Source organism: Arcicella rosea, assembly GCF_014204325.1.
Taxonomy (GTDB): Bacteria; Bacteroidota; Bacteroidia; order Cytophagales; family Spirosomataceae; genus Arcicella; species Arcicella rosea_A.
Genome location: NZ_JACHKT010000046.1, coordinates 1 through 25,302, shown reverse-complemented (window position 1 = coordinate 25,302; position 25,302 = coordinate 1). Strand labels below are relative to the sequence as shown.

The following is a 25,302-nucleotide window of genomic DNA, read 5'->3' as shown; positions in this document are numbered from 1 at the left end:
AAATTACACTTAGTTCATTAAAAAATTAATGGTTCTTGTCTTGTTTTGTTATATAATGCCCAGCATTGAGGTTTGGTACTGACTATTAAAATTGTTTGTTGAATTTATATTTTTTGAAGATTTTGTACGAATTGATAAAACAGGTACTTTGGCATAATGTATAATTTGCTTTGCGAAAGGTCCAATAACATAATCTTGAATCTGGCGGTCAATCGTAGCAGGAATAATAAGTAAATCAGCCATGAATTCACTTGTTTTTTCAAGTACTTTTTCAGCAATAGAATTACAGAAGTAAAAATAGGTTTGTGCTTCCATTTTATCTTCTTTCAGCTTTTTATTCAACTTTGCTGTTTCGGTATTGAGTGTTTCAAAGCTTTTTTTATCTGTATTTTCTAGCAAACCAATTACCACCAAATCGGCGTTGTTTTCTTTGATAATGTTTCTTGCTAAATCGTATTTTTCTATAGCTCCAATCACTGGTCGAATTGGATATACTACTGTTTTGAAATCTTCAAATTTCTGATGAGCAGGTATTGTAAGCACTGGGCAAAAAGCATTTTTTAATACATTGAATGTATTTGAGCCAATTAGAAATTCGCTGATACCCGAAACTCCCTGTTTGCCCATGATGATGATGTCTGCATAAAAGTCAATGGCTGCTCTTACAATTTCAGCATGGACTTGTCCTGTTCTGATACAAGTCCTACAGTCGATGAACTCTTCATTGGTAGTTTTGTCTGCTAATTTTCTCAGATTGTTATGATGAGTCTCTATATGATTTTGTAAGTTTAAATCATTAATCATTTTATCATCATCAATATCTAATAATGGATTGATATTGATGACATGCAATAAAATCAATTGTGCGTGTTGGCGTTTTGCCATTTTGATGGCTGTATGAAGTGCATTCATTGAAGCATCGCTAAAATCAATCGGTACAAGTATTTTCTGAACTGCTAATGTATCCATAATTTAGAATCTGTTTTAGGTTGGAAAATAATTAAACGATGAGGTAAAAACCGTTTTGATGATACAAAATTGAAATGCGTAACTTAATGTCAGCTTAATCTAAGATTAGAATTTCCTTAGAAAAATAAGTTGACTAAAATGATCATTTGAGAAGGATTTTGTGTTTATCAATTATAATCTTATAAAAGTGGGTGTTTGGTCTTTAGCAATATTTTTGAGGAGATTTTTTTTGAAAAAATAAATATATTTTAGAAATAAAGTATTCATTCCATCCGTTTTTTAATTAGAATCAACCACGAAACATTTCACTTTTTTATACTCTTTCATCTTTGAAAAACGTGTCCTTTTAAATTTTTGATTTCTGAAAAAAGATTCTTGATACTTCGCATTTTATGCAAAAGTATATTTAGATAAGTCAGAACTAGCAAACAGCAATGCTGCTTTAGATTTGAAAAACAACGTTTTAATTTAATAAGAGTATGAAAACTAACATGATTTTTGCTGGCATAGCCACTAGAAGAATCGCACAATTGCGTTGGATTCTTCCTACTTCATTATTAATGGCAATCGTATTTTCCATTAATATCAATGCTTTTAGCCAAACCAATCAACTTGAAACTGACAAGGGAATGCAGAATTCTGTAGCTTCTTATAATTCTGATGTCCGTCAGGCAATTTTATTGGCGAGTCAATTTCCACAAACACTTTCACAATTACAGCAAGAGAAAAACCAGACACAAGCTTCTTTTCAAGGACTTATCAGTGATTTTAGTCAGAAAAAGCAAGGTTGGTTTTATGAACTTACTCGTTTTCCTGACTTAGCACATACTTTGGCAACTTTGCCTTCGGGGCAAAGCCGTGATGAAATCAAAAAGTTGCTGCCCAATAATGACGAAAATTTGGAAACTGCGGCTTGGCGTTTGTATCGTCATCATAAAGATGATTTAATAGAAGCTGATAAGTTAAATCTTCAAGCTCAAGAAAGTTTCAGTAAAGCAATTCAAAACTTGGATACTCCAACCCAAGATGCTTTCAAAAAGCTTTCTCAGTATCCAGATGTATTGGTATTATTGACAGAGAATCTTGATTTGACAACTAAATTAGGACAACAATATTTAGCTGATAAAGAAGGTTTTTCAGGTCAATTAGCAAGTTTGCACGATAGTTTGATGACACAAAATCAAGCTCAGATGGCGGCTTATAAGAAAGAATTGGAAAACAATCCTCAAGCAAAACAAGAGTTGAATCAAGCTGCACAAGATTTTGCTAGAAGTAACGGTTATATTTTACCAAATGGTCAAGTTGCTTATAATGGTAATTATGGCTACGCTAATCCATATTCCTATTGGTTTGGTTATCCTTATTGGTATGGTTCAGCACTTTGGTATCCAAGTGCTTATTGGGGAAGTTTCGGTTTGTCTTATGGTTTTGGCGGATTTGGTTTTAGTGCTTTCCCTGCCTATGGTTTCTCAAACTGGTTTTATAATGGAGGATATTATATGAACTATCCATATTTGTATAATCATTTTGGGAATTATTACCGCAATGTTATCGTCCGTCAACCTCGGTTTATAAATAATGGCATGGTAGCTGGTTCACGAAATTATTATGGTGCTTATCGAAATAATGGGTACTATAATCGAAGTACTCAAAATTACCGACAAAGTAATAGCAGTTTTCAGAACAGAAGCTACGGCGGAGGAAATAGAAGTAGTTTTGGAGGTGGTGGAGGAAGAAGTTTTAGTGGAGGTGGACGTCGTCGCTAAGAACAAAAAAGGTGTTGCTCAATTCGGCAACACCTTTTTTGTTGAAAGAATTCTAATCAATTTTTAAAACAACATGTTTAATATTTTTTCGATTAGCCGTATAAGTAATATGTACTAATCCGTCTGTACTTTGGATGATGGCTGGATAGCTAAATTCGCCTTCTTTTTCATCTTCCAAAGTATAAACATCTTGCCAATCTTTACCATTTTTTGAAACGGCAACGTTCAATTTATAACGACCATTAAACCAATCTGCTCCTTTTTTAAGTGGATTATACACCAATACTTGCAAACCATTTTTTAAAGTAGTAGCATCTGTTCCAGAATTAGGATTGGGTAAATTCGTAAGCGTTAATGGTGACCAAGTATTTCCATTGTCACTCGACCAAGTTTGTACAACAGCATTTTGTCTTGAGCGACAAAGTAATTGTAATTTATTATCTGAGTACTGCAAGATGCTGGGCTGAATTACGCCAAAAGTATCGCAAGCAATATTGATTTTTTTGAAGGTTTTGGCATTTTTATCTGATTTCTCAAGATGAATATTCCATACTTTTTCATCCAAACTTTCGGTACTCGAAGGATATAAAATTTCTCCGTTGGCTAACTGAAAAGGTTTGTTTTTGATTGGTCCTAATATTCCTTCTGGAAGCTTTTCTACTTTACTCCAATGTTTGCCATTGTCGTCAGAAGTCATTTTCATTCCCCACCATTCTCTTGGATTTTTGCCTACTTTATAAAAAAGTAAAAGTTTACCTACTTTAGTTTTGAACAAAACTGGATTCCAACAAGGGTATCTAAGTGTATCGTTGATGATGCCGTCAACAATTTGTTTAGCTTCGCTCCATTTGCCTTTTTCGTTGGTAGCAATCCAAATTCCAACGTCGGGGCTACTTTCATATTTACCGCCAAACCATGAAGCCATGAAGGTATTTTTAGATAATTCAACAATCGTTGAAGCATGACAAGCAGGAGTAGGAGGGACAGTAAAAATATATTCAGCCTTCACCAATGTTGCTTTCGGTTGCGAAAATAAACTGAACGAAAAACACAGGAAAAGTAAGGATAGTGATTTCATTTTTAATTGTGAATTTATACAATTGTGAATGAGTGAGTTAGTGATTGAGTGATTTTTTATCTTACTACTGGAAATTTTGTAAAAGACACAGAGGAACACTGAGAATACACAGAGTTTCACAGAGAAATATTGTAATAAAATCCTCAGTGAAACTCTTAAAAACTCCGCTAAACTCTGTGTAATCAATTTACTTACTGAACATCATTTTTAAAACCTACAATCAAGCGTAAAAAAACGACTGATTGTTTATAAACCAGTCGTTTTTTATTTTTAAAATCTCAAAGCTGAAATCTGATGGCTGATAGCTCAAAGCCTAATAAACCGCCACATTAGAAATCACAGGACAAGCCTTTGCATCTTTTATGTTGATTCTTACTTTGCTGGTTTCAACGCCGTCTAATTTCAAGATTCTTTTATAGCCAATCGTTGTCGCTGAGGCAACTTCTTGCCAAGCGTTATTTTTCCAAACTTCTATAGTAAAGCTTTTTACTCTTTGTCCGAGTTTGATGTATTCTTGCAAGAGTACATATTTTACGGCTTTGTTTTTTCCTAAATTAATTTCCAAATTGCCAGAATTTTGTTCGTCATCGGTTGTCCAGTAAGTTTCTTTATTGCCATCAGTGACGTTTTTTGCTGAAAATTTAAGGTCATTCCCACGTACTGCACTTGCTTTCACAGGAGCTTTTAAAGCTAAATTAGTTTTAAATTCCTTGTCTAATAAAGCTTTAAAACCTTTCAAGGCTTTCACATCGTTTTCATGGAAAAGTCCACGGCGGTCTGGCGGAATGTTCAATAATAAATTTGAACCTCTACCCACCGAACTCAAATAAATTTCAAATAATCTTTCAGCAGATTTCACTTTATCGTCTTCTTTAGCATGATAAAACCAACCCGGACGAATTGAAACATCTATTTCACTCGGAATCCAAGCCGTACCATTTTCTGTACCTGTATTCAACAATTGTTCAATCCCAGCTTTACCTGCGTACAAACTATCAGGCGTAATATTATTCCAGTTGGTTTCACCTGCAATGCCACTTTCATTTCCGCACCAACGTATTTCTGGACCAGCATCACTAAAAAAGATAACATCTGGTTGCATTTTTCTGACCATCGGAATGGTAGTATTCCAATCGTAATAGTTTTTCCCGTCAATTTTTCTTGCTTCTCTTGCTCCACCATAATAGCCAGTTCCGCCGTTTGCACCATCAAACCATAATTCAAAAACAGGCTTATAGTTGCTAAACAATTCTTTCAACTGGTTTCTATAATAAGTTATATACTCTGGTTTGCCATAATCAGCATGGTTTCTATCCCACGGAGATAAGTAAACGCCAAATTTTACGCCGAATTTTTTACAAGCCTCAGCCGTTTCTTTTACTACATCACCTTTTCCATCTTTATAAGGACTGTTTTTGATAGAATGTTCGGTGAACTTACTTGGCCAAAGCGTAAAACCATCGTGATGTTTACAAGTAAGAATTGCTCCTTTAAAGCCAGTTTCTTTCAAAGTACCAATCCATTGGTTGGCATCCAAAGCCGTTGGATTAAATATCGCTGGACTTTCGTCGCCATTTCCCCATTCCAAATCTGTAAAAGTATTGGTGGTAAAATGGATAAAAGCATTAGTTTCCATTTCCTGATAAGCCAATTGGTCTTTGGTAGGAATTGGATACACAGGTTTTGGTGCTGAAACCGATTTTTTACTTATTTTCTTTACCACTGGCTCGCTTACTTTTGGTAAAGTAGTAGCTTGGTTTTGCTGAGAAAAAAGCAAAAAAGGAATTGATAAAATCAGAGCATTTTTCATGATATAATTAATATTTAAAAGCCAAACTTGGATAATTTTTATACTTTTTTAAGAAAGAAGCAGGTAAAGTAACGCTTACTTTATCGCCTTCGGCTTTCCATTTTACCGCTACTTTTTCGCTTAGTAAAAATACTTTTGCTCCTTTTGCAGGTACATTGCCCGTCCAAGTAATGGTTGGATTAATGGCTTGGTCTTCTGGCAATCTTACTAAAGCATAGATTGAATTATCTTTTCCTTTGGTGAAAAATGTTTCGCCATCTCTGTAAATATCTGTAGTTCTGGTATTGTAAATGGCTTCTCCGTTGGCATTTAACCAAGTACCGATTTCTTTCAAACGAGCAACTTGAATGTCATTCAAAGTACCATCTGCTCCTGGGCCAACACCCAATAATAGACTTCCGCCTTTGGCAACTACTTCAATCAAAGTATGCACAACTTTTGTTGAAGATTTAAAATTATCATTCGGAACATAACCCCAAGCACCACCTAAAGTAATACAACTTTCCCAAGGAGTATCTGATTTTGTGGCAGGAATACTTTGTTCTGGTGTTCTGTAATTTTCAAATTCTCCATGAACCGTTCTATCAACCACTAATAAACCGGGTTGATTTTTACGAGCCATCGAAGCGATTTTGGGCATATCAATTTCTTGACTGAAAGCTGGAATTGCCGCTCCCCAAGCTCTTACTTCATCCGTTACGGTATCTAAAGGACGCACCCAACCGCCATCAAGCCAAAGAATATCCATTTTACCATAGCCAGTCATTAATTCCTGAATTTGGTTGTAAGAAAACTCTTTGAATTTATTCCAACGCCAAGGGTTTTTACGAATATCATAATTGGCATTACGGTCTGGAGTAGCATAACGATTCCACCAGAAGTATTCAGAATGCCAATCTGGTTTCGAAAAATACGCACCAATCATAAAATTCTGTTTTCTGAAAGCCTCAAAAACATATTTGGCAACATCTGCTTTAGGGTTTTGTGCAAAAGGGCCGTTTGAAATTTTAAAGTCAGAATACTTGGTATCAAACATTGAAAACCCATCATGATGTTTTGTCGTAAAAACCACATACTTCATTCCTGCATTTTTGGCAGCACCAGCCCATTGTTCTGGATTAAAATTGGTTGGATTAAATTGTTTGTTCAAACCCCAATACCATTTCTTGTAATCATCATACGTTTGCGTACTGTCACGGTTAATCCAGTCTTCAGAACACAATTCCCAAGATTCAATAATGCCCGGAACGGCATACAAACCCCAGTGAATAATCATTCCGAATTTTTGGTCACGCCAAGTTTCTAATTTTTCTTTTACTAATGGGTCAGTTGGATATTGATATTCCGTTGAAGCTTGGTGAATGTTGCCTTGTGCGGATGTTTGTAAATGAGTCAAAAAAGAAAGACCTAATAAAATACCTATTTTTTTAAACATAACGATAAATTTTATAAATGGATAATAAGACAAAAACCATGTTAGTAACTTTTGCCTTTGATAAATAAACTCGTTTAGTAAAGAGTATTCAATAATATTATACCTGTTTTGATTTACTAAATTACGAAAATATTTTAAATATTTTTAAAATCGGAAATATATTACTCTTTGTGTGTGAATAAATGTAAATTTTGTTGTCTCATTACCACTTAATAATAATTCTGAACTTTGCCCCTTTGAAAATTTTATTTTAGTTAATTTTAGACACAATCTTAAAACTAACTATGACAAAATGACACACACAGTCCAGCCCAAGGAAACACTTTACAGTATCTCAAAAAAATACGGAGTTTCTGTAGATCAACTTACTGCGTTGAATGGTTTAGCTTCCACTAATTTGTCTATCGGACAGGTTTTAGTGGTTGATTCATCCGATTCTTTTTCTGAGAATAATTCTTCAAATAATGAAACATTTAATAATTCGATTGATTATGGAAGCTCAGTTTTTCAGCGCCGACAAGTATTTCAAGTACAGCAAGAAAATAAAGGATCTTACAGTTCTTATGTAATCAGTTTTCCAAGTCCAGATGGATTTATGCAAACTGGAACGATGCGAGATGTATATCCTTCGCCCAACCAAGTAAATCCGAGAGGAGTAAGTTATACCGGAAAATCTAGTTTTGATGACAACAAAAATATGTTTTTAGACATTTGTCAAGAACCATTTTACGCTGATATTCTGAAATATATTTCAAAAAATGAAGGTTGTTTTGATGCCGTAAATAGTTATGACAAAGCCATTTTTTCATTTGGGTTTATTCAGTTTACAGGTGCAGTGGCGAGTGGTTCAATGCTTACTCGAGTTTTAGCTAGACTGAAAGAAAGAGATGAAGACGTTTTTAATGAATGTTTCTCGCAATATGGCATGGATATTCAAGGTGTTGGAACGCCCAATTTTCAAGTAGAAACCAATGGCGGTACGAAAGAAGGCGATGCTGCATATTTGGAAGTAGCGAATGATTTGCGATTGACAGGTGCTTTTATTGCAAGTGCTTTCAGACCAACAATGATTTGTGTACAAGTAGAAATTGCTTTAGAAGAATATGTTTTCAAAGCCGTTTCATCTTCAGTAATGATTTCAATTTTTGGAAATACTTACCCATTAAACCAAATTATGAGTACCGAAGGTGGAATTGCTTTTAGAGTAGATTTAGCGGTGAACCGTGGCTTGAGCGGTTCTTTAGCAGTATTAAAAAGAGCTATTGAGCAAGTTTTATCGGAATCGGGAGGTTCAGATATTTCAAATTTAGATGAAAGAAGTATTGTTGAAAAAGTAGCAATGAATGACGCAGAAGCATGGAAAAAACAAAGAGTATTGAAAATTTTGGATAGTGGATTTAGTTTTGAGAAGTAGATTAATTAAAATAGACAAATTCTTATTTACCAATTGAAATAGACACTTTTTGAATTTTAAGCTAATGGAAATTTATAACGATAATAGCCGATTTATTTCAATTTTATCTGATTACGGCTTTAAGGTAACTTTTGGGAATGAAGAAGATACTACTTTTCTAAAAAAAGCTCTACAAGCTTTAATTGCTTCACCTATACCAATTAAAACAATTGAGTTTATTAAAAATGAAATGAATGCTCTAACAATTGATAGTCGTAGTGGTATTTATGACATCGCTTGTGTTGATGAAAATAATAACCATTTTGTTGTAGAAATGCAATTAAGTGATTATCCAGAATTTATTCAACGAATGAAATTTTATGCCTTACATCGTTTTAATACCATGGTCAAGAAAGGGGCATATAGATTTGAAGATTTGTCTAAAATCTATTGTATAGGAATTTTGGCTGTCAATATTTTTCCTTCAATAAATAGTTTTTACAATATAGCTGTTTTACGAAATGACCATAATGAAATTATTGATGACCAAATGACGTTTATAACAGTAGAATTAGCTAAATTTACTAAGCAAACATCAGACATTCAAACAGATTTGGAGAAACTAATTTACACAATGAAAACTTTGCATACAGTTACAGAGACATCGCAGTTTCCAGCATTTTGGGATGAGGAGTGGCTTAAAAAAGCTATTCATGAAGTAGATTTAAGAGCTATGACAGCGGAGCAAAAATTAGCTTTTGAAATGGCAATTTCTGCAAATGCTTTAGCAGTTAAAAATGAAAATAAAAAAATTGAAGAGATAAGATTAGTAGACAAAACTGAAACTGTTACCAACGCTTTAAATATGGGGCTCACTTTTGAGCAATGTTCAATGCTTGCCAATGTTACATTAGATTTCGTAAAGAATATTCAAGAAAAACTCAACAAAGAAAAATGATTAAGCAAAAGAAATTAAACATCCCAAGCCTTTACTTTTATAGCATCGGCAATTTTGGTGGAGTATTTTGGGGATAATTTCTCTTGTTTCATTTTCCAAGTACGTTTCAAATCTTGTGTAGCTAATTTTATTTTTATTGTCCCCATTTTTCTGTTGATGCTATCGACCGTTTCCATCAATTTTTTGTGTTTGGGATTACTGTTTTGGAAAAGATTTAATTGCTGAGTGCCTTCTGGACTAAAATCTGTTACAATTACTCCTGCTTTTTTATACTCAAATCCCTCTTTGAATATTTTATTTAAAGCTTCTGTAGCAAACTTTGCTAATTCAATATTTGAATTTGTAGGGAAAGGCAATTGCAAGACATAGTTAGAATAATATTGGTCTAATTCTTTTCTATGTCTATTTGTTTTTAGAAAAACTACAATCGCATTACAGCAAGCTTTTTGTTTGCGTAATTTTTCAGCACAACTTACTGTAAAAGTGACAATCCTTTCTTTGATAAGTTCGTAGTCTTTATAATTGGTTTCAAAACTTCTAGTGGTAGCGATATTTTTCTTATCAGTTACTTCTTCTAAATCCAAACAACTAATTCCTTGAAGTTCTTTGTACAGACGGAGACCAACGATACCCATATTTTTTTGAACCCACTTTTCTTCATAATTTATAAAATCTAATGCAGTGGTAATTCCTTGAGCTTTCAATCGTTTTGTGTGACCATAACCAATTCCCCAAACGTCTTCTATCGGAAGCCAGTTTAAAGCTTTTATCCGTTTTTCGTCGTTATCTATGATATAAACATTACCCGTTTTTTCAGGGAATTTTTTAGCGATTTTGTTTGCAACTTTTGAAAGTGCTTTGGTAGGAGCAATACCAACACTGATTGGAATTCCTGTGCCTTTGGTTACTTTATAACGAATTTGGTTCCCGTATTCCTGTAAATCGAAGTGCTTTTCAAAACCTTCAAACTTTAAAAAAGCCTCGTCGATACTATAAATTTCTATTTCTGGAGTGAATTCCGACAGCAGATTCATTACTCGATTACTCATATCGCCATACAGTGCATAATTTGAGGAAACGACATGAATTTTATTCTTCTCGAAAAAATCTTGAAATTTATATGCTGGCGCACCCATTGGTACTCCTGCTTTTTTTGCCTCGTTACTTCTCGAAATTACACATCCGTCATTGTTTGAAAGCACAGCAATGGGCTGATTTCTCAGTTTTGGCTGAAAAACCCTTTCGCAGGATGCGTAAAAATTATTACAATCAACTAAAGCAAACATATTTTAATGTTTTTGAATGGAAAAAGTAACAATTCCCCAAATTTCAAAATCGTGATATTCTGTAATTTTAGTAGGCTTATAATTTTCGTTGGCTGGCATGAGCCAAATACCATCTTTATCTACTTTCAAACGTTTTAAAACGAATTCGCCATTCAAAATACAAACAGCAATTTTACCATCCGTAGGCTCAAGTGATTTATCTACAATCAGTAAATCTTTATCAGCAATGCCAGCGTCTGTCATAGAAACGCCATCTGTAATAGCGATAAAAGTAGTAGATGGATGTTTGATTAAGTACTTGTTAAGGTCGATAGCGGAATCTAAAAAATCTGCTGCGGGCGAAGGAAAACCAGCACTAATTCCTCCTTCTACGAGCGGTAAGGCTAAAGACGTTTCATTCGAAACGGAATAAATTCTTAATTTACCCTTAGTATTAATGGCTTTTAGATTCATTTATTTATTAAACGGGTTTACGCATTACATAATCGTTCATCCAGAAATCATTTCCAATATTAACATCTACCTCTTTAAATACTTCAAAACCCAATTTTTCATAGAAATTTTTTGCTTTGTTGTTTCTGTTTACGTTCAATTCTATGAATTCACAGTTTTCGATTTTAGCAATTTTTACAATTTCTGCAATCATGATTTTTCCAAAACCTTTTCCTTGCGTTTCAGGCAAGAAGTAAATCTTGTGTAATTTTATCATTTTTCCTATTTTTTCAATGCCCGAAAATCCTACAGGTTTTTCGTTATCCATGAAAATATAAAAATGATTACTTTCAAATTGCTTACTTAATGATGCAGTACTGTACATCATTTCTAACATAAATAAAGTTTGTTCTTCTGTTAAAATACTTCCGTAAGTAGGTCTCCAAGTTTCATGCGCAATTTGCTGAATGATGGGCAAATCTTTTAACTGAGCTTTTTTAATGTTATAATTACTCATTTTAATCTATTTTTTGGTCTTTTAATGAAAATAGCGAAGGATATTTTGGTGTAATATTCAAGTAATATCGTTGAATTTCAACCAAATCTGTTGCATAATTTCCTGTTGGATAAAATACCTCTAAAAAGCCAGCTTCTTTTTTCTTGAAATCTAAAAAACCTAAAACAATGGGTACTTGTGCTTTTACTGCAATATGGTAAAATCCTGATTTCCATTCGCTTGTGTAAGAGCGTGTTCCTTCCGCAGGAACAATCAAATGTATGTTTTTGTTTGAATCGCTTATTAATTTAGCCATTTCGTCCACCAAATTATTTTTTTGTTTTCTATTGACAGGAATACCACCCAATGCTCGCATGAGTATTCCTAGTGGAAATTTAAAGAGTGAATCTTTGGCTAAGTATCGAATCGGCAGTTCTACAGAATAGATAGCTGCCATGCAAAAAAAGTAATCCCAATTGGAAGTATGCGGTGCTGCGATGATGACTGCACGAGGATAAGATTTTACGCCATTGGGGGTATTATCAATAACTTTCCAGCCTGAAAATTGAAGGATGAGTTTACCTATGAATTTTAACATGAATGATTATCGTAATTTCGTCACCACAACAAAACTACCTATATTTGATTTGAGATTCAAAAGTAAAGATATTTTAGTATTATTATTAGATATTTAATGATAATAATTGGAATTATAAAATGTCAAAATATAAATTTGATACAGCAAACATAGAATTTTAAAATACTGTTTACAAACAATGCAAAAACCACTCATATTGATTGCTAATGATGATTCAATAGCGGCGAAAGGGATAAAAACATTAGCAGAAATTATGTCGAAAATCGGGGAGGTTTTCGTTGTAGCACCCGATAGCCACCAATCTGGCATGGGACACGCCATTACCTTAGACAGACCCCTCAGAGTAAACCAAGTGAAAGATTTTTTACCAAATGTAGAAGCTTATCAATGCAGCGGAACTCCGGCTGATTGTATCAAATTTGGGAAACATTTTTTGTTGAAAGGAAGGAAAATAGATTTAGTTGTTTCTGGTATCAATCATGGTTCAAACTCTTCTATTTCAGTAATTTATAGTGGAACGATGTCGGCTGCAATTGAAGCGGCAATTGAAGGGATTCCAGCCATTGGTTTTTCATTATGTGATTTTGGTGCAGATGCAGATTTCTCGCATACAGAACAATATATCGTTCAGATTGCACAGAAAGTACTTCAAAATGGTTTACCGAAAGGCATTGCTTTGAATGTGAATTTTCCGAAGAAATCAGAAGAGGCGATAAAAGGTATTAAAGTTTGTCGCCAAACGGATGCTTTATATCGTGAGACTTTCCAAGAAAGACAAGACCCATATGGCAAAAAATATTATTGGATGGATGGATTCCTTCAAAATGATGATACAGCAGGTGGAAATGATGAAGATGCTTTGGCAGAAAACTATGTGTCGATTGTTCCTGCAAAATTTGATTTGACAGACTATAAAGCACTTGATACCATTAAAGAATGGTTTTAATCAACAATAATTTTTAATTTGTAAATTAATTCCTGAACAATGGCAATAGTCGGTAATATTTTAAAAAGAGGTATTGGGTTAACGAGTTTAATGAAACGCCCAAAATCTAATTTAGCAAAACTTCAGCGTAAAACGCTTGTGAAATTATTGAACAAAGGACGTTTTACTCAGTTCGGAGAAAAGTATCATTTTGAGGAAATCATGAATGCTGCTTTGTTTTCTGACGACAAAGAATTCTATACAAAATATAAAAAGCTTGTCCCTGTTTACGATTACAATAAAATGTTTGTGGAATGGTGGCATAAAACTTTAGCAGGAGAAAAGAACGTTTCTTGGGTGGGAAATGTGAAGTATTTTGCTTTAAGTTCTGGTACTTCCGAAGCTTCTTCAAAACATATTCCTGTAACGAAGGATATGGTAAAAGCCATTCATAGAACTTCTATTCGTCAGATTTTAGCGTTAGCAGCGTACAAAAATTTGCCTTCTCAATTGTACGAAAAAGGCTATTTAATGTTAGGAGGAAGCACAAAACTGCAAGACAAGGGCGATTATTTTGAAGGAGATTTAAGTGGAATTACTGCTGGGAAAATCCCATTTTGGTTTGAGCGTTTTTATAAACCAGGCAAAACGATAGCAGAAACAGCTGATTGGAGTGAAAAGCTAGATAAAATCACAAAGAAAGCCAAAGATTGGGACATTGGTTTTATTGTAGGAGTACCAGCATGGATTCAGATTTTGATGGAAAAAATCATCAAAGAGTATAATTTGAAAAACATCCATGAAATCTGGCCAAATTTAGAAATTTACTGTCACGGTGGCGTAAGCTTTGAACCTTATAAAAAAGGATTTGAAAAATTATTGGGTCGCCCGATTACTTATATCGAAACTTATTTAGCTTCCGAGGGATTTTTGGCATATCAAACACATCCAAATAGCGACATGCAATTGGTGTTGAATAATGGGATTTTCTTTGAATTTATTCCATTTAATGACCGCAATTTCGATGAAGATGGAAGCATGGTTCAATATCCAGAGACCTTGATGATTGATGAAGTAGAAGAAGGCAAAGAATATGCTTTGTTGATTTCCACCGTTTCGGGTGCTTGGCGTTATTTGATTGGCGATACCATTAAGTTTACCAATAAAAAGAATGCCGAAATTATCATTACTGGAAGAACAAAGCATTTTTTAAGTCTTTGCGGAGAACATCTTTCTGTCGATAATATGAATAAAGCCATTGAATTGGCTTGTAAAAATTTCAATATTGATGTCAGAGAATTTACTGTTGTTGGTAAAAGATTAGAAGAAACTTTTGGTCATCATTGGTACGTTGGTACAGACGATAAAGTTGATGCTCAGGATTTATTGAAGTTCATTGATGAAACACTTTGTAAAATCAATGATGATTATCCTGTAGAAAGAAAACATGCTTTAAAAGGACTAGAAATTACGGTTTTACCAGTAAAAACATTTTATGACTTTATGGAATCAAAAGGTAAAACTGGCGGACAACATAAATTCCCAAGAGTATTAAAAAAGAAAGAATTAATTGCTGAGTGGGAAAATTATATTGAGTAGCTTCGGACTTAGTCACTTACTTGCTGATTTTCGTCAAAAAATATATCTGCGAAAATCAGCAAGTAAAAATATCATTAGACAATACTTCTTCTACCAAAACTGCTTCCAAAGTATCAGCATTCCAGAAATAATAAAAATAATACCTGCTACTTGATTGATTCTTTTTAGGATTTTAGCAGTTAAAACACTCTTCATTTTTTGTGCATAGAAAGCAATAAGTGATTCTGCCAACATCGTTGCAAATAAACTAGCTATAAAAAAAACGATGGTTTCATTGATCGAAAATCCTTCTACATTACTTAGGTAAGTGGAAGTGGCAAAAACAGCAATATAATTGGAAGGATTTAGTAAATTTAAAAGGATGCCTGAAGTAAAGTAATATAAGAATGAGCCAAATTTAGACTTAGGATATACCAATTGCGTTTGTTGTTTAAACAAGCTATTGAAACCTAAGATAAATAAAATCGATGAACCAACTAAGGCAATACCGAGATTAAAATATTGAAATTTTGGTAAAAAACTCGTTCCAAATACAGCACAAAACATCAAAATGGCATCTGCTACGGTTACACCTCCAGCAATCAAAAGACCTCTTTTAAAGCCATTGTCAATACTTGTTTGTATTAATCTGAAAAAAGCCGGACCAAAAGTAAAGCACAACAAGAATCCATAAAGGAAACCCCAAACAACTGCATTTATCATAATTTAGACTCCTTTCAAACGTGCCACTTTCAGAATTGTTGCAATACTTAATGAGTCTGTGATTTCAGAATCCATGACCATTCTAACTGCTTCAACCAAACTTACTTTTTTCAAAATTAAGATTTCTGTATCATCTGGTTCAGATGCTCCAAAAGTTAAATCTTCTGCCAAAAACATAAAGCCAACTTCATCGGTTACAGAATTTGAAGTATGAAGTCTTCCTAAATCAGTCCATTTTTTAGCTTCAATTCCAGTTTCTTCTTTCAATTCACGGCGAGCCGATGCTTGAATTTCTTCCTCAAAAGCACCTCCACCCATAGGAATTTCCCAAGAGTATTCGTTTAAAGTGTATCTGTACTGACCAACTAGCCAAGTGTCATTGTTTTCATCGAGGGGTAAAATTGCAGCAGCTCTTGTTTTGAAGTGAGCCACACCATAAATACCAGCTTCACCGTTAGGTTTTATTACCTCTTCGTGGCGAATATTTACCCACGGATTATCATATACTTCACGAGACGAAACTGTCTTCCAAGGATTTTCAAAATTTGTCATTTTGCAAAGGTATAATAGTATGTTCTAAAATTAAAATATGAATTTCGTACCTTTGTGCCTAAATATTCGAATAATGTCCACTAAATATAGATTAATCCTTACATCATTTGTAGTAAGTACAATATTGATGGTTGTAAAATTCATAGCTTACTACTTAACCTATTCTAGTGCTATTCTGACGGATGCCTTAGAATCAATCATTAATGTTGTAGCCAGTGGTTTTGCTTTTTATGCAGTTTTTATAGCATCGCAACCCAAAGACTTGAATCATCCTTATGGTCATGGAAAAATTGAGTTTTTTTCAGCGGGATTAGAAGGCGTACTGATTACTTTAGCAAGTATTTTTATCATTTTTCACTCCGTACAAGGTTTTGTAAATCCTGTACCATTGAATGACCTTAATATTGGTATTGTCATTATTTCTGCTGGTGCTATTATCAATTTTTATTTAGGTTTTGTGATTGAAAAAGAAGGAACAGCTCAAAATTCTCCGACACTTATTGCAGATGGAAAACACTTAAAGTTAGATGCGATTAGTGGTATCATTTTAATCGTTGCCATTGCTTTGATAATTCTCACAGAGGCTTTGTGGATTGATGGTGTTGCTTCTATTATTTTTGCCATTTTTATGGGAATCAGTGGCATTAAAATCATGAGGAAATCTATTGGTGGTTTGATGGACGAAACGAATGATAGCACACTCCACAGCATTGTTGAAATTCTAAAAAATAACCAAAAAGCCGAATGGATTGATGTTCATAACCTAAGAATTCAACAGTATGGAGCAGATTTACACATAGACTGCCATTTAACGCTTCCTAATTATTGGGTTTTGGATAGAGTACATGATACTGTGCATGAATTTGAAGAGATTTTAGGAAAAGAATTTGATTCAAACGTTGAATTTTTTATTCATGCAGACCCTTGCTTACCAGAATGTTGTCAACATTGTAAAATTCAAAATTGTGCCATTAGGCAGTTTCCACAAACCAAAACGATTGAGTGGAACAAAATAAATTTATCATTAAATCAGAAACATTTTATTGAAGACATTTCATAAAGTAAGTATAATATTTTTGATGTTTAGCTGTTTGTCATGTTTGAAAGGTTTCAAAATGAACGACAAAGCAATCGATAACTATTATATTGAACATCCGCCCAAACCTCAGTTTTCATACTTAAATTTTGCAGGTAAAAAGTATTTTTATGCCGCTGCTGGTGATTCTACTAAACCGCTGCTTTTTTTGATTCATGGTGCACCTGGTGCTTGGTTTGGTTACAAAGAGTTTTTATCAGACAGTTTGTTGCTGAAAAAATATCAAATTGTTGTTCCCGACCGTGCTGGTTATAACAAGTCTGGCAATATGGTTACTTCTATTGAAGAGCAAGCTAAAATACTGTATGAAATCATTAAGCATAAAAATCCAACCCAAGTAGTATTATTTGGGCGTTCGTATGGAGCAGGAATTGCGGCTAGAATGGCAGCCGATTATCCTAAGTTAATCAAAGAATTAATCGTAGTCTCACCCGCTTGTGACCCTTCCACTGAAAAATTTTGGTGGTTTTCTAAACCTGTGAATACCAAGTTTGCGAGGCTATTTTTACCTCAATATATTAATACTGCCAGTAACGAAAAGTTTAGTCATGTAGCTGAATTAGAGAAACTGTTACCGTCTTGGGAGAAAATCACTTGTGCTGTAACCATTTTACAAGGTGGAAAAGATTGGGTTATTGAAACAACCAACGGACAATTTGTTGCTGAGGCTTTAAAAAATGCTCCAAGACGCTTAATTTATTTACCAGAAAATGGACATTTATTAACGATGGAAAGGTTTGATATTGTAAAATCTATTTTGTTAGAAATGAAATAAATTTCGGATGTTATTTTTTGATATTATCTTCATAAAACATTAAAATTCCCTTAAAATCCACTCTTTCCATTTTTTTGAGTGGTTCTTTCTGCTTAATATTCCTTAATTTTGATTACAGCAAAATAACGTCGTATGAGAATATTAGTAATAGAGGATGAAATAAAGACGGTGCAGCTCATCAAACAAGGGCTTGAAGAACAGCAATGTGAAGTAGATGTTGCCTACGATGGATTGATGGGTTTTCAATTGGCTTCACGCAATCATTATAATTTAATCATTTCTGATATAATCTTGCCGGGTATCAATGGCTTAGAACTTTGTAAAAAGCTACGAGCAAACGGTATTTCTTTTCCAATTCTTCTACTTACAGCACTTGGCACAACCGACGATAAAATTATTGGATTAGACAGCGGAGCGGATGATTATCTAGTAAAACCCTTTGAGTTTAAGGAGTTAATGGCAAGAATTCGTGCGCTTACTCGTAGAAGTATTGGCTCAATTCAAACAGCGAATGTGCTGAAAATTGCAGATTTAGAAATGGACTTAGATACTAAAAGTGTTTCGAGAGCTGGCAAAGAAATCATATTAACAGCTAAAGAGTTTTCATTATTAGAATACTTTATCAGACATCAAGGAAGAGTAATTTCTAAAGCCGAATTAGCCGAAAAAATCTGGGATGTAACTTTTGATACTGGCACAAATGTGATTGAAGTATATGTAAATTTTGTCCGTAAAAAAATCGATAAAGATTTCGATACCAAGCTATTACATACACAAATTGGAATGGGTTACGTACTGAAAATGCCAAATTGATGATTAATATTCGCTCAAGACTTACTTACCAATTCATGGCATTGGTAACGGCTATTTTACTGCTTTTTTCGGTAGGAGTTTATTTTTTTAGTAAACTTTATCTTGAAAAACGCTTCTTCAAACGCCTTCAAGACCGTGCCATTACTACTACAACTTTACTCTTCGATTTACAAGCAACTGATTCTACGGTGCTAAAATTGGTTAATATTTCGGATAAAGAATTATTGATTGATGAAAGTATTTCTGTCTATGATAGAAATACCAAAACCATTATTTTTTCTTCTAATAATGGTAAAATGTTTTCATATCAACAGCTTTTGCCTTTGATGAAATCTGACCAAATAACTACTTTCACTGAAATTGGTGATTATAAAGTATTAGGAATTCACCTTAAAAAAGGAAATGCTGATAATTGGGTAATCGTCAGTGCGATTGATAAAAATGGAACAGAAGCACTTGATGATTTAAGGCGAATACTCTTAATCATGATTTTGGCGGGCATTTTATTGTTAGGTTTATCGGGTTGGTTTTTTGCAGGAAGGGCACTCGCTCCGATGTCTGGCATTATTAAACAAGTAAATGGTATTTTTCCAGAATATGTTGCCAAAAGAGTAGAACACCCAAATCGTTCAGACGAAATCGGCTTATTGGTTGCTACTTTTAATCAATTATTGGATAGAATAGAAGATGCTTTGGTGATGCAAAAAATGTTTATCGCCAATGTTTCGCACGAATTGAAGAATCCGCTCACAAAAATCTATTCGCAAATTGATATTGCTTTGATGCAAAAACGTAGTCCAGAAGTATATGAACAAAGTTTAAATTCTTTAAAAGAAGATACCACAACTTTAATTCAACTGACGAACACGCTTTTGAATTTAGCCAATACGATTGTCAGTTCCGAAAGTGTTCAAAAAACGCCCATCAGAATTGATGAATTACTTTGGGAAACTAAAGGACAGCTTCAAAAATGGCATGAAGATTACCAAGTACAAATTAATTTTTTAGATTTTCCAGAGGATGAAGAGGCTTTAATCCTTCAAGGAAACGAAGCATCTTTAAAGGTTGTTCTGATAAATTTAATGGATAATGCTTGTAAATTTTCTGACGATAATACTGTTATCATTAACTTTTTGGCAAATGAAAGTGGTATTAAAATCGCTTTTATGAACAAAGGTTCTATCATTCCAGCTTCAGATTTGCCATTTATTTTCCATCCATTCTATCGAAGTAATGCTACAGCACAAGCCACTAAAGGTCATGGTGTTGGTTTGGCAATCGTTTCTCAAGTTACTCGTCTCCACAAAGGAGAAGTAGCAGTAGTTTCTGATGAAAACGGAACGGTCTTTACTTTATGGTTCCCAAAAGTCACCGAGTAATTTTAAGGTAAATTTAAGGTGAGTTTAATTCTTGTTTAAGTTAAGGGTAGTTAGTTTGTATCATCAAAACAACAACAATTACTTAAATCAGAAACAATCATGGAATCAAACAACAATCAAGGTGTATTTAAAATTGCCATCGGTGTTTTAATCGGAGTTGTAGCTTTATTGAGTTACTTATTTATGGGAGCAAGAAACGAAACTTTTGAGCTTCAACAATCAATAACTTCAAAAGTTGAACAATTATCAACTACTCAAATTAAGTTAGATTCAATTGCCATCGTTTTGAATGAAAAGATTGCTGAAATTCAAAAATTAGGTGGAAATGTTACAGAATTAGAAAACGTAAAAGCTCAATTAGAAAGCGATAAAAAGAAATTGAAATCAGATTTCAACTTTTCTGTTCAGAAATACGATGCTAAAATTAAAGAATACGAAAATTTCTTAGTTGTAAAAGACGAAGATATTCGCAAACTACAAGAAGAGAATGGTACTTTGTTAGCTCGTACAAAAACGCTTGAAGAAGAAAAACAACAAGTATTAACTGAAAATACTGGTTTAAAAACTGAGAAAGCTACTTTGGTTCAAACAGTTTCTGAATATACTTCACAAAATGATGATTTGAAACGTAAAGTAACTTTAGCAAGTGCTATGAAAGCAATCAACGTTCAGGTTGCAGCTTTAGCATCAAATGGTAAAGTGCGTGAGGGTGGTTTATACAAGGCTTCTAAAATCAATAAATTAAAGATTTCATTTATCATGCCTTCAAATCCTGTGGCTGAGAAAAATAACAAAGAAATTTTTGTTAGAATTCTTGACCAAAACGGAGCTGTTGTAAGCGAAGACGGTTCAGCAGGAACACTTAGCAATGATGGAAAAGAGATTGGGTACAGCTTCAAACAAAGTGTTCCATTTGAAAACAATGATCAAAAAGTGGACATCATTTACGGAAAAAGTGCTGCTTATCAATCAGGAAAATATAGCATTGAGTTATATTCTGAAGGGTTCAAAATCGGAAATGGTTCATTTCAAGTAAAGTAATCAATGGAATGAGTAAAACTAAAGACGATGTTGAGCAAACATCGTCTTTAGTTTTTATAAGAGTTCAGTTGTTCGTTGTTCGACACATTTTTGAGGACACACCCAAAACCCACTAATACCATGATTTTATACATCAGATTCTTCCAAATACTTTTCGTATTGCCAAGTCTTATTTTTTCAATGATTATCGACTGGCTACGAATTACTTATCATAAATTCAGCGAATTTCTCATTGCTTACACATCATTGCTGTACTTATTTATGACGATGGCGTTTTGCCATTATCCAATTTTTGATCATTGGATAACTGGTTTCATCATGATGAGTCTGCCTTTGGCTATTGTCTTGGGCTTAATTGGAAGTAGCTATTTGTTGTACAAACATCAGAAAGTAGTGGCAACGATTGGTTTTATTTGGGTGTTGATGTCTTTTCCAATTATCAAACGTTTGGTTGGAATAAACCAAAGTAAAGAACAAATTACTTCATTAAATACTTTAAAAGTATTGAGTTTTAATGGAGAATGTTTTGCCGAAAATGATGAAGGAAATAATAAATGGGCAGTTTTGAAATCTGACATTGCTTGTTTTCAAGAGTATTCACCAAACCAAAATGTTGAAATTCAATTCAAAAATAAAATTGAAAAATTGACTAAATTTGATGAATGTCGTTCTGTTGGTTTGGCTTTGTTTTCGCAATATCCAATTGTGAACCAGTACAGTAAAATTTGGGATAAAGCTTATGGCCCTAAAATCAATGGATTTATTTGTGCAGACATCGCTTATGGAAATGATACAGTAAGAGTTGTAAATGCACATTTATGGTCGATGGGAGTGAGGATTAACCAAAGTATCGACGCTTTGAAAAATGGAGAATTCAAGCAGTTTGCTTTTGAAATAGTGGATACTTTCCATAAAATGAAAGAAGGTTTTGAGTATCGTAACGAACAATTGAAAGAAATAGAATCGTATGTTTCAGGAAGTAAATATCCAGTAATTATTTGTGGAGATTTTAATGAAACACCTTTTGGATATGCTTATGGAAAATTAAGTTTAAGTTTCAAAAATGCTTTTGAAGAAGTAGGAAAAGGTCTGGGTTTTACATTAAATAGACAACCATATTGTGTAAGAATAGACCAACAATTCTTTAGTTCAGAATGGCAAGTAAAATCTTGTCATACAATGTCAGATATTAATATGTCAGACCATTTTCCTGTAATGGCAGAATATGTTTTGAAGAAACCGAATAAAGTTTCAAATAATGTGTTAGCCACAACACTGTAAACTATAATTTTATTTCAGGTTCTTGGTCATCAAAGAAAACATAGTTCAAAAAGTCTAAGAATGGTTTTAAAGTAAAACACGCTTCAGTGACTTTTTGAACAAAATTATCAGCACTTACTTCTTCATTTGAAAATTGATGCCAAAAGAATAATTGTTTCCTCCGAAGTAAATCAATTTCTGGATGCTCTTTTGAATAACCCTTTGGAGCAGATTTTACAGATTCCCCTTCTGCCTCTCCAAACATTTTTACAAATTCAGGATGATAAATAATTGATTTTAATTCTTGTGCATTATAATCAATTTCTTGACGGAGTTTAGCTAATTGTTCTGGAGTTGGGGAGTACATTCCTCCGCCAAGAAAAGATTTGCCGTCTTCGATATGCAGATAATAATCCATTCTGCCAGATTTTCTTCCACCTGCCGAAAAACTAGCTGATAACCATGTTTTATAAGGAGCTTTATCTTTTGAAAAACGCACATCTCGTGCTATTCTGTAATTGCAGTTTTTTACTTCAACGCCAGTCATATCTTCAAAAGCGGCAATTGAACCAATCAATTCTTTAATGGTAACTTCAAAATTGGCTTTTACGTCATCATAAGTTTTTTTATTGGCATGAAACCATTCACGAGTATTGTTTTCTTTAAGTTGATTCAAGTAATGAAAAGTGGAAGAAGGAACAGACATTGTTTAGAATTTTAAAGTGTTGAAATAATAATTTATATCAATATAAATACTTAATTCATGATTTCGGTCAAATCGAGTAAGCTTGATTTGATGTATTCATGGATTTTAATCAATTTTGTAGCATAATAACAATAATTACACAAAACAGTTTACGATTATACCCTTTTTAAAATGCGAATTCTAACAGGCATACAAGCATCAGGCAGACCACATTTAGGCAATGTTCTGGGTGCCATTCGTCCAGCCATCGAATTATCAAAAAATCCAGCCAACGAATCTTTTTTGTTCATTGCTGATTTGCATACGCTTACTTCATTAAAAGATGGTAAGCAACTTCGTGAAAATACTTATGCTATTGCAGCAGCTTGGTTAGCTTGCGGTTTTGATGCTGATAAGAATTTTTTCTATCGTCAATCAAAATTAGCAGGTTATCACACAGAATTAATGTGGTATTTAAGCTGTTTTACGCCATTTCCGATGTTGGCAAATGGACATAGTTTCAAAGAAAAATCTGAAAAGTTAGCGAATGTAAACGCTGGTTTATTTACTTATCCAGTTTTACAAGCTGCTGATATAATGCTTTATGATGCCCATTTGGTTCCAGTTGGTCGTGACCAACGTCAACATCTTGAAATGACAAGAGATTTGGGCGGAGCTTTCAATAACCAATACGGCGAAAATACTCTGGTAATTCCTGAAGCGAAAATTGACGAAACAGTAATGGTAATTCCCGGAACTGATGGACAAAAAATGTCAAAATCTTATGGAAATTACATTGATATTTTCTTAGATGAAAAAGAATTATTGAAATCTGTGAAGAAGATTGTTACCGACGCTACTCCGTTGGAAGAACCTAAAAATCCTGAAACAGATAATGTTTTCAAGCTTTACTCTTTGGTAGCAACTAAAGATGAAATTGAAGAAATGAAAGCCAATTACTTAGCAGGAGGTTATGGTTATGGACATGCAAAACAAGCTTTGCACCAAGTATTAGTACGAGAATTTGCTAAGGAAAGAGAATTGTTTAATTATTATATGAACAATACCAATGAATTAGAACAAAAATTGGAAGAAGGAGAAGCCAAAGCAGCAATAATTGCTAAAGCGACGATGGAAAGAGTTCGTGAAAAAATGAATTTTTAATGTCATAAAATAATTCTGATGAATCAACTTGATACAGAAGTATTTTTATGGCTGAATGCTTTGCATAACAATACTTTCGACCCAATTATGGCTTGGATTTCAGGACGAAATTCTTGGATTCCACTCTATTTAGCTATCATTGGTTTAATTATCTTGCGATATAAAAAACAATCTTTGCCTATCTTACTTACTGTTATTGTAAGTGTAGCGTTGGCAGACCAGATTTGTTCATCGTTTTTTAAGCCACTTGTCGAAAGGCTTCGTCCTTGTCATGAACCAGCCATTCAACATATAGTACATGTTGTGGGAAATTGTGGCGGACAATTTGGCTTTTGTTCATCACATGCTGCCAATTCCTTTACTTTAGCAATGAGCCTTTTATTATTGGTTGGTAAAGAATACACTTGGGTTAAATATCTTTTTGTGTGGGCAATAATTGTATCGTATAGTCGTATTTATGTTGGTGTTCATTACCCGCTTGATGTATTGGCAGGTGCTGGAGTAGGCGTTTTGTCGGCATTTATTTCATTTAAAATTTACCAATTCTATTTATCGAAAAATGTTCATGAAGTTTCATAAGTTATTGCCTTTACTTTTTCTGTTGTGTTCCTTTAAAAGTAATAATGATTCAGAAGAAATCGTAGGAGTGTGGTTTACGCAGGATAAAGCATCTAAAATACAAATTTTCAAACACGATAATTTGTATTTTGGAAAGATTGTATGGCTAAAATCTCCTACAATTAACGGAAAAACTATTTTGGACGTAAAAAATCCAGAAGAAAAACTTCGTTCAAGAGCTGTGTTAGGCTTGTCAATTTTTAACAGATTTGTTTTTGAAGGAAATAACAATTGGACGAAAGGAGAAATTTATGATGTGAGAACTGGAAGAACCGTTTCTGGGAAATTATCACTGAAAAATAAAAATACGTTAGATGTGAGAGGATTTCTGGGGAGTCCGATTTTTGGAAAGACTGTAACATTAATCAGAGCAGAATAAAACATGAGTCATCCCGAATTTTAAAATCACAAAAAAGCGGTCGAAAAACTAATTTCGACCGCTTTTTTGTGATTGATGAACAACGAATTCCTA

General features: G+C 33.7%; 25 protein-coding genes. 14 read left to right on the top strand and 11 right to left on the bottom strand.

Annotated features, from left to right (window positions below; genetic code table 11):
• Positions 1 to 48 precede the first annotated feature (48 nt).
• The gene (locus HNP25_RS20285) at positions 49 to 969 is read right to left on the bottom strand and encodes a universal stress protein (RefSeq protein ID WP_184137355.1); all 921 of its coding nucleotides are present in this window, start codon (positions 967 to 969) and stop codon (positions 49 to 51) included.
• Positions 970 to 1,448: 479 nt separating this feature from the next.
• On the opposite strand from HNP25_RS20285, the gene HNP25_RS20280 reads away from it, so the two are divergent.
• Positions 1,449 to 2,735, top strand: a complete 1,287-nt coding sequence (locus HNP25_RS20280; protein WP_184137353.1) for a hypothetical protein — start codon at positions 1,449 to 1,451, stop codon at positions 2,733 to 2,735.
• A gap of 52 nt (positions 2,736 to 2,787) precedes the next feature.
• Here HNP25_RS20280 and HNP25_RS20275 read toward each other — a convergent pair whose 3' ends face one another.
• The 3 genes from HNP25_RS20275 to HNP25_RS20265 form a co-directional block, all read right to left on the bottom strand.
• Entirely contained in the window at positions 2,788 to 3,813 is a 1,026-nt protein-coding gene (locus tag HNP25_RS20275) for a sialidase family protein (RefSeq protein WP_184137350.1), read from the bottom strand.
• Between the two features lie 313 nt (positions 3,814 to 4,126).
• Complete coding sequence (locus tag HNP25_RS20270; RefSeq protein WP_184137348.1) at positions 4,127 to 5,623, bottom strand: alpha-L-fucosidase; 1,497 nt, start codon at positions 5,621 to 5,623, stop codon at positions 4,127 to 4,129.
• A gap of 7 nt (positions 5,624 to 5,630) precedes the next feature.
• A complete protein-coding gene (locus HNP25_RS20265; RefSeq protein ID WP_184137347.1) occupies positions 5,631 to 7,058 on the bottom strand; it encodes an alpha-L-fucosidase in 1,428 nt (475 codons plus the stop codon).
• Between the two features lie 292 nt (positions 7,059 to 7,350).
• Between HNP25_RS20265 and HNP25_RS20260 the strand changes: the two genes are divergently transcribed.
• Together HNP25_RS20260 and HNP25_RS20255 are read left to right on the top strand one after the other, a co-directional pair.
• On the top strand, positions 7,351 to 8,472 hold the full coding sequence (locus HNP25_RS20260) for a LysM peptidoglycan-binding domain-containing protein (protein WP_184137345.1): 1,122 nt from the start codon (positions 7,351 to 7,353) through the stop codon (positions 8,470 to 8,472).
• A 64-nt stretch (positions 8,473 to 8,536) separates the two neighbouring features.
• Positions 8,537 to 9,409, top strand: coding sequence for an Rpn family recombination-promoting nuclease/putative transposase (locus tag HNP25_RS20255; RefSeq protein ID WP_184137343.1), 873 nt, complete (start codon positions 8,537 to 8,539; stop codon positions 9,407 to 9,409).
• Positions 9,410 to 9,423: 14 nt separating this feature from the next.
• Here HNP25_RS20255 and HNP25_RS20250 read toward each other — a convergent pair whose 3' ends face one another.
• From HNP25_RS20250 to HNP25_RS20235, 4 genes are read right to left on the bottom strand one after another with little or no spacing between them, the layout of a single operon-like run.
• Positions 9,424 to 10,695, bottom strand: coding sequence for a Y-family DNA polymerase (locus HNP25_RS20250; protein WP_184137342.1), 1,272 nt, complete (start codon positions 10,693 to 10,695; stop codon positions 9,424 to 9,426).
• A gap of 3 nt (positions 10,696 to 10,698) precedes the next feature.
• On the bottom strand, positions 10,699 to 11,148 hold the full coding sequence (locus HNP25_RS20245) for a LexA family protein (protein WP_184137340.1): 450 nt from the start codon (positions 11,146 to 11,148) through the stop codon (positions 10,699 to 10,701).
• A gap of 7 nt (positions 11,149 to 11,155) precedes the next feature.
• Entirely contained in the window at positions 11,156 to 11,644 is a 489-nt protein-coding gene (locus HNP25_RS20240; protein WP_184137338.1) for a GNAT family N-acetyltransferase, read from the bottom strand.
• A gap of 1 nt (position 11,645) precedes the next feature.
• Positions 11,646 to 12,221 (bottom strand): 1-acyl-sn-glycerol-3-phosphate acyltransferase, encoded by a 576-nt coding sequence (locus HNP25_RS20235; RefSeq protein WP_184137336.1) that lies wholly within the window; start codon positions 12,219 to 12,221, stop codon positions 11,646 to 11,648.
• A gap of 178 nt (positions 12,222 to 12,399) precedes the next feature.
• On the opposite strand from HNP25_RS20235, the gene surE reads away from it, so the two are divergent.
• Positions 12,400 to 13,167: a 5'/3'-nucleotidase SurE gene (gene surE / locus HNP25_RS20230; protein ID WP_184137335.1), complete on the top strand. Its 768-nt coding sequence runs from the start codon at positions 12,400 to 12,402 to the stop codon at positions 13,165 to 13,167.
• Between the two features lie 39 nt (positions 13,168 to 13,206).
• Entirely contained in the window at positions 13,207 to 14,745 is a 1,539-nt protein-coding gene (locus HNP25_RS20225; protein ID WP_184137333.1) for a GH3 family acyl-acid amido synthetase, read from the top strand.
• A 90-nt stretch (positions 14,746 to 14,835) separates the two neighbouring features.
• On the opposite strand, the gene HNP25_RS20220 is transcribed toward HNP25_RS20225, so the two are convergent.
• On the bottom strand, positions 14,836 to 15,447 hold the full coding sequence (locus tag HNP25_RS20220) for a LysE family translocator (RefSeq protein WP_184137331.1): 612 nt from the start codon (positions 15,445 to 15,447) through the stop codon (positions 14,836 to 14,838).
• Positions 15,448 to 15,450: 3 nt separating this feature from the next.
• Positions 15,451 to 15,999 (bottom strand): NUDIX domain-containing protein, encoded by a 549-nt coding sequence (locus HNP25_RS20215; protein ID WP_184137329.1) that lies wholly within the window; start codon positions 15,997 to 15,999, stop codon positions 15,451 to 15,453.
• Positions 16,000 to 16,072: 73 nt separating this feature from the next.
• Between HNP25_RS20215 and HNP25_RS20210 the strand changes: the two genes are divergently transcribed.
• From HNP25_RS20210 to HNP25_RS20185, 6 genes are all read left to right on the top strand, one after another.
• Positions 16,073 to 17,059, top strand: a complete 987-nt coding sequence (locus HNP25_RS20210) for a cation diffusion facilitator family transporter (RefSeq protein ID WP_229202919.1) — start codon at positions 16,073 to 16,075, stop codon at positions 17,057 to 17,059.
• A 55-nt stretch (positions 17,060 to 17,114) separates the two neighbouring features.
• Positions 17,115 to 17,870, top strand: a complete 756-nt coding sequence (locus tag HNP25_RS20205) for an alpha/beta fold hydrolase (RefSeq protein WP_184137323.1) — start codon at positions 17,115 to 17,117, stop codon at positions 17,868 to 17,870.
• Between the two features lie 132 nt (positions 17,871 to 18,002).
• The gene (locus HNP25_RS20200; protein WP_184137321.1) at positions 18,003 to 18,683 is read left to right on the top strand and encodes a response regulator; all 681 of its coding nucleotides are present in this window, start codon (positions 18,003 to 18,005) and stop codon (positions 18,681 to 18,683) included.
• Entirely contained in the window at positions 18,683 to 20,062 is a 1,380-nt protein-coding gene (locus HNP25_RS20195) for a sensor histidine kinase (RefSeq protein WP_184137319.1), read from the top strand. Before HNP25_RS20200 ends, HNP25_RS20195 begins: the two co-directional genes overlap by 1 nt.
• Positions 20,063 to 20,161: 99 nt before the next feature.
• Positions 20,162 to 21,103: a hypothetical protein gene (locus HNP25_RS20190; protein WP_184137317.1), complete on the top strand. Its 942-nt coding sequence runs from the start codon at positions 20,162 to 20,164 to the stop codon at positions 21,101 to 21,103.
• Between the two features lie 120 nt (positions 21,104 to 21,223).
• Positions 21,224 to 22,384, top strand: a complete 1,161-nt coding sequence (locus HNP25_RS20185; RefSeq protein WP_184137315.1) for an endonuclease/exonuclease/phosphatase family protein — start codon at positions 21,224 to 21,226, stop codon at positions 22,382 to 22,384.
• 1 nt (position 22,385) lies between these two features.
• Here HNP25_RS20185 and HNP25_RS20180 read toward each other — a convergent pair whose 3' ends face one another.
• The gene (locus HNP25_RS20180) at positions 22,386 to 23,069 is read right to left on the bottom strand and encodes a DUF2461 domain-containing protein (protein ID WP_184137313.1); all 684 of its coding nucleotides are present in this window, start codon (positions 23,067 to 23,069) and stop codon (positions 22,386 to 22,388) included.
• Between the two features lie 171 nt (positions 23,070 to 23,240).
• On the opposite strand from HNP25_RS20180, the gene trpS reads away from it, so the two are divergent.
• Genes trpS through HNP25_RS20165 form a run of 3 tightly spaced genes read left to right on the top strand, consistent with a single transcriptional unit; the run spans position 23,241 to position 25,209 of the window.
• The gene (trpS, locus tag HNP25_RS20175) at positions 23,241 to 24,212 is read left to right on the top strand and encodes a tryptophan--tRNA ligase (RefSeq protein ID WP_184137311.1); all 972 of its coding nucleotides are present in this window, start codon (positions 23,241 to 23,243) and stop codon (positions 24,210 to 24,212) included.
• An 18-nt stretch (positions 24,213 to 24,230) separates the two neighbouring features.
• On the top strand, positions 24,231 to 24,791 hold the full coding sequence (locus tag HNP25_RS20170) for a phosphatase PAP2 family protein (protein ID WP_184137309.1): 561 nt from the start codon (positions 24,231 to 24,233) through the stop codon (positions 24,789 to 24,791).
• Entirely contained in the window at positions 24,778 to 25,209 is a 432-nt protein-coding gene (locus tag HNP25_RS20165; RefSeq protein ID WP_184137307.1) for a DUF2147 domain-containing protein, read from the top strand. Before HNP25_RS20170 ends, HNP25_RS20165 begins: the two co-directional genes overlap by 14 nt.
• Positions 25,210 to 25,302: the final 93 nt, after the last annotated feature.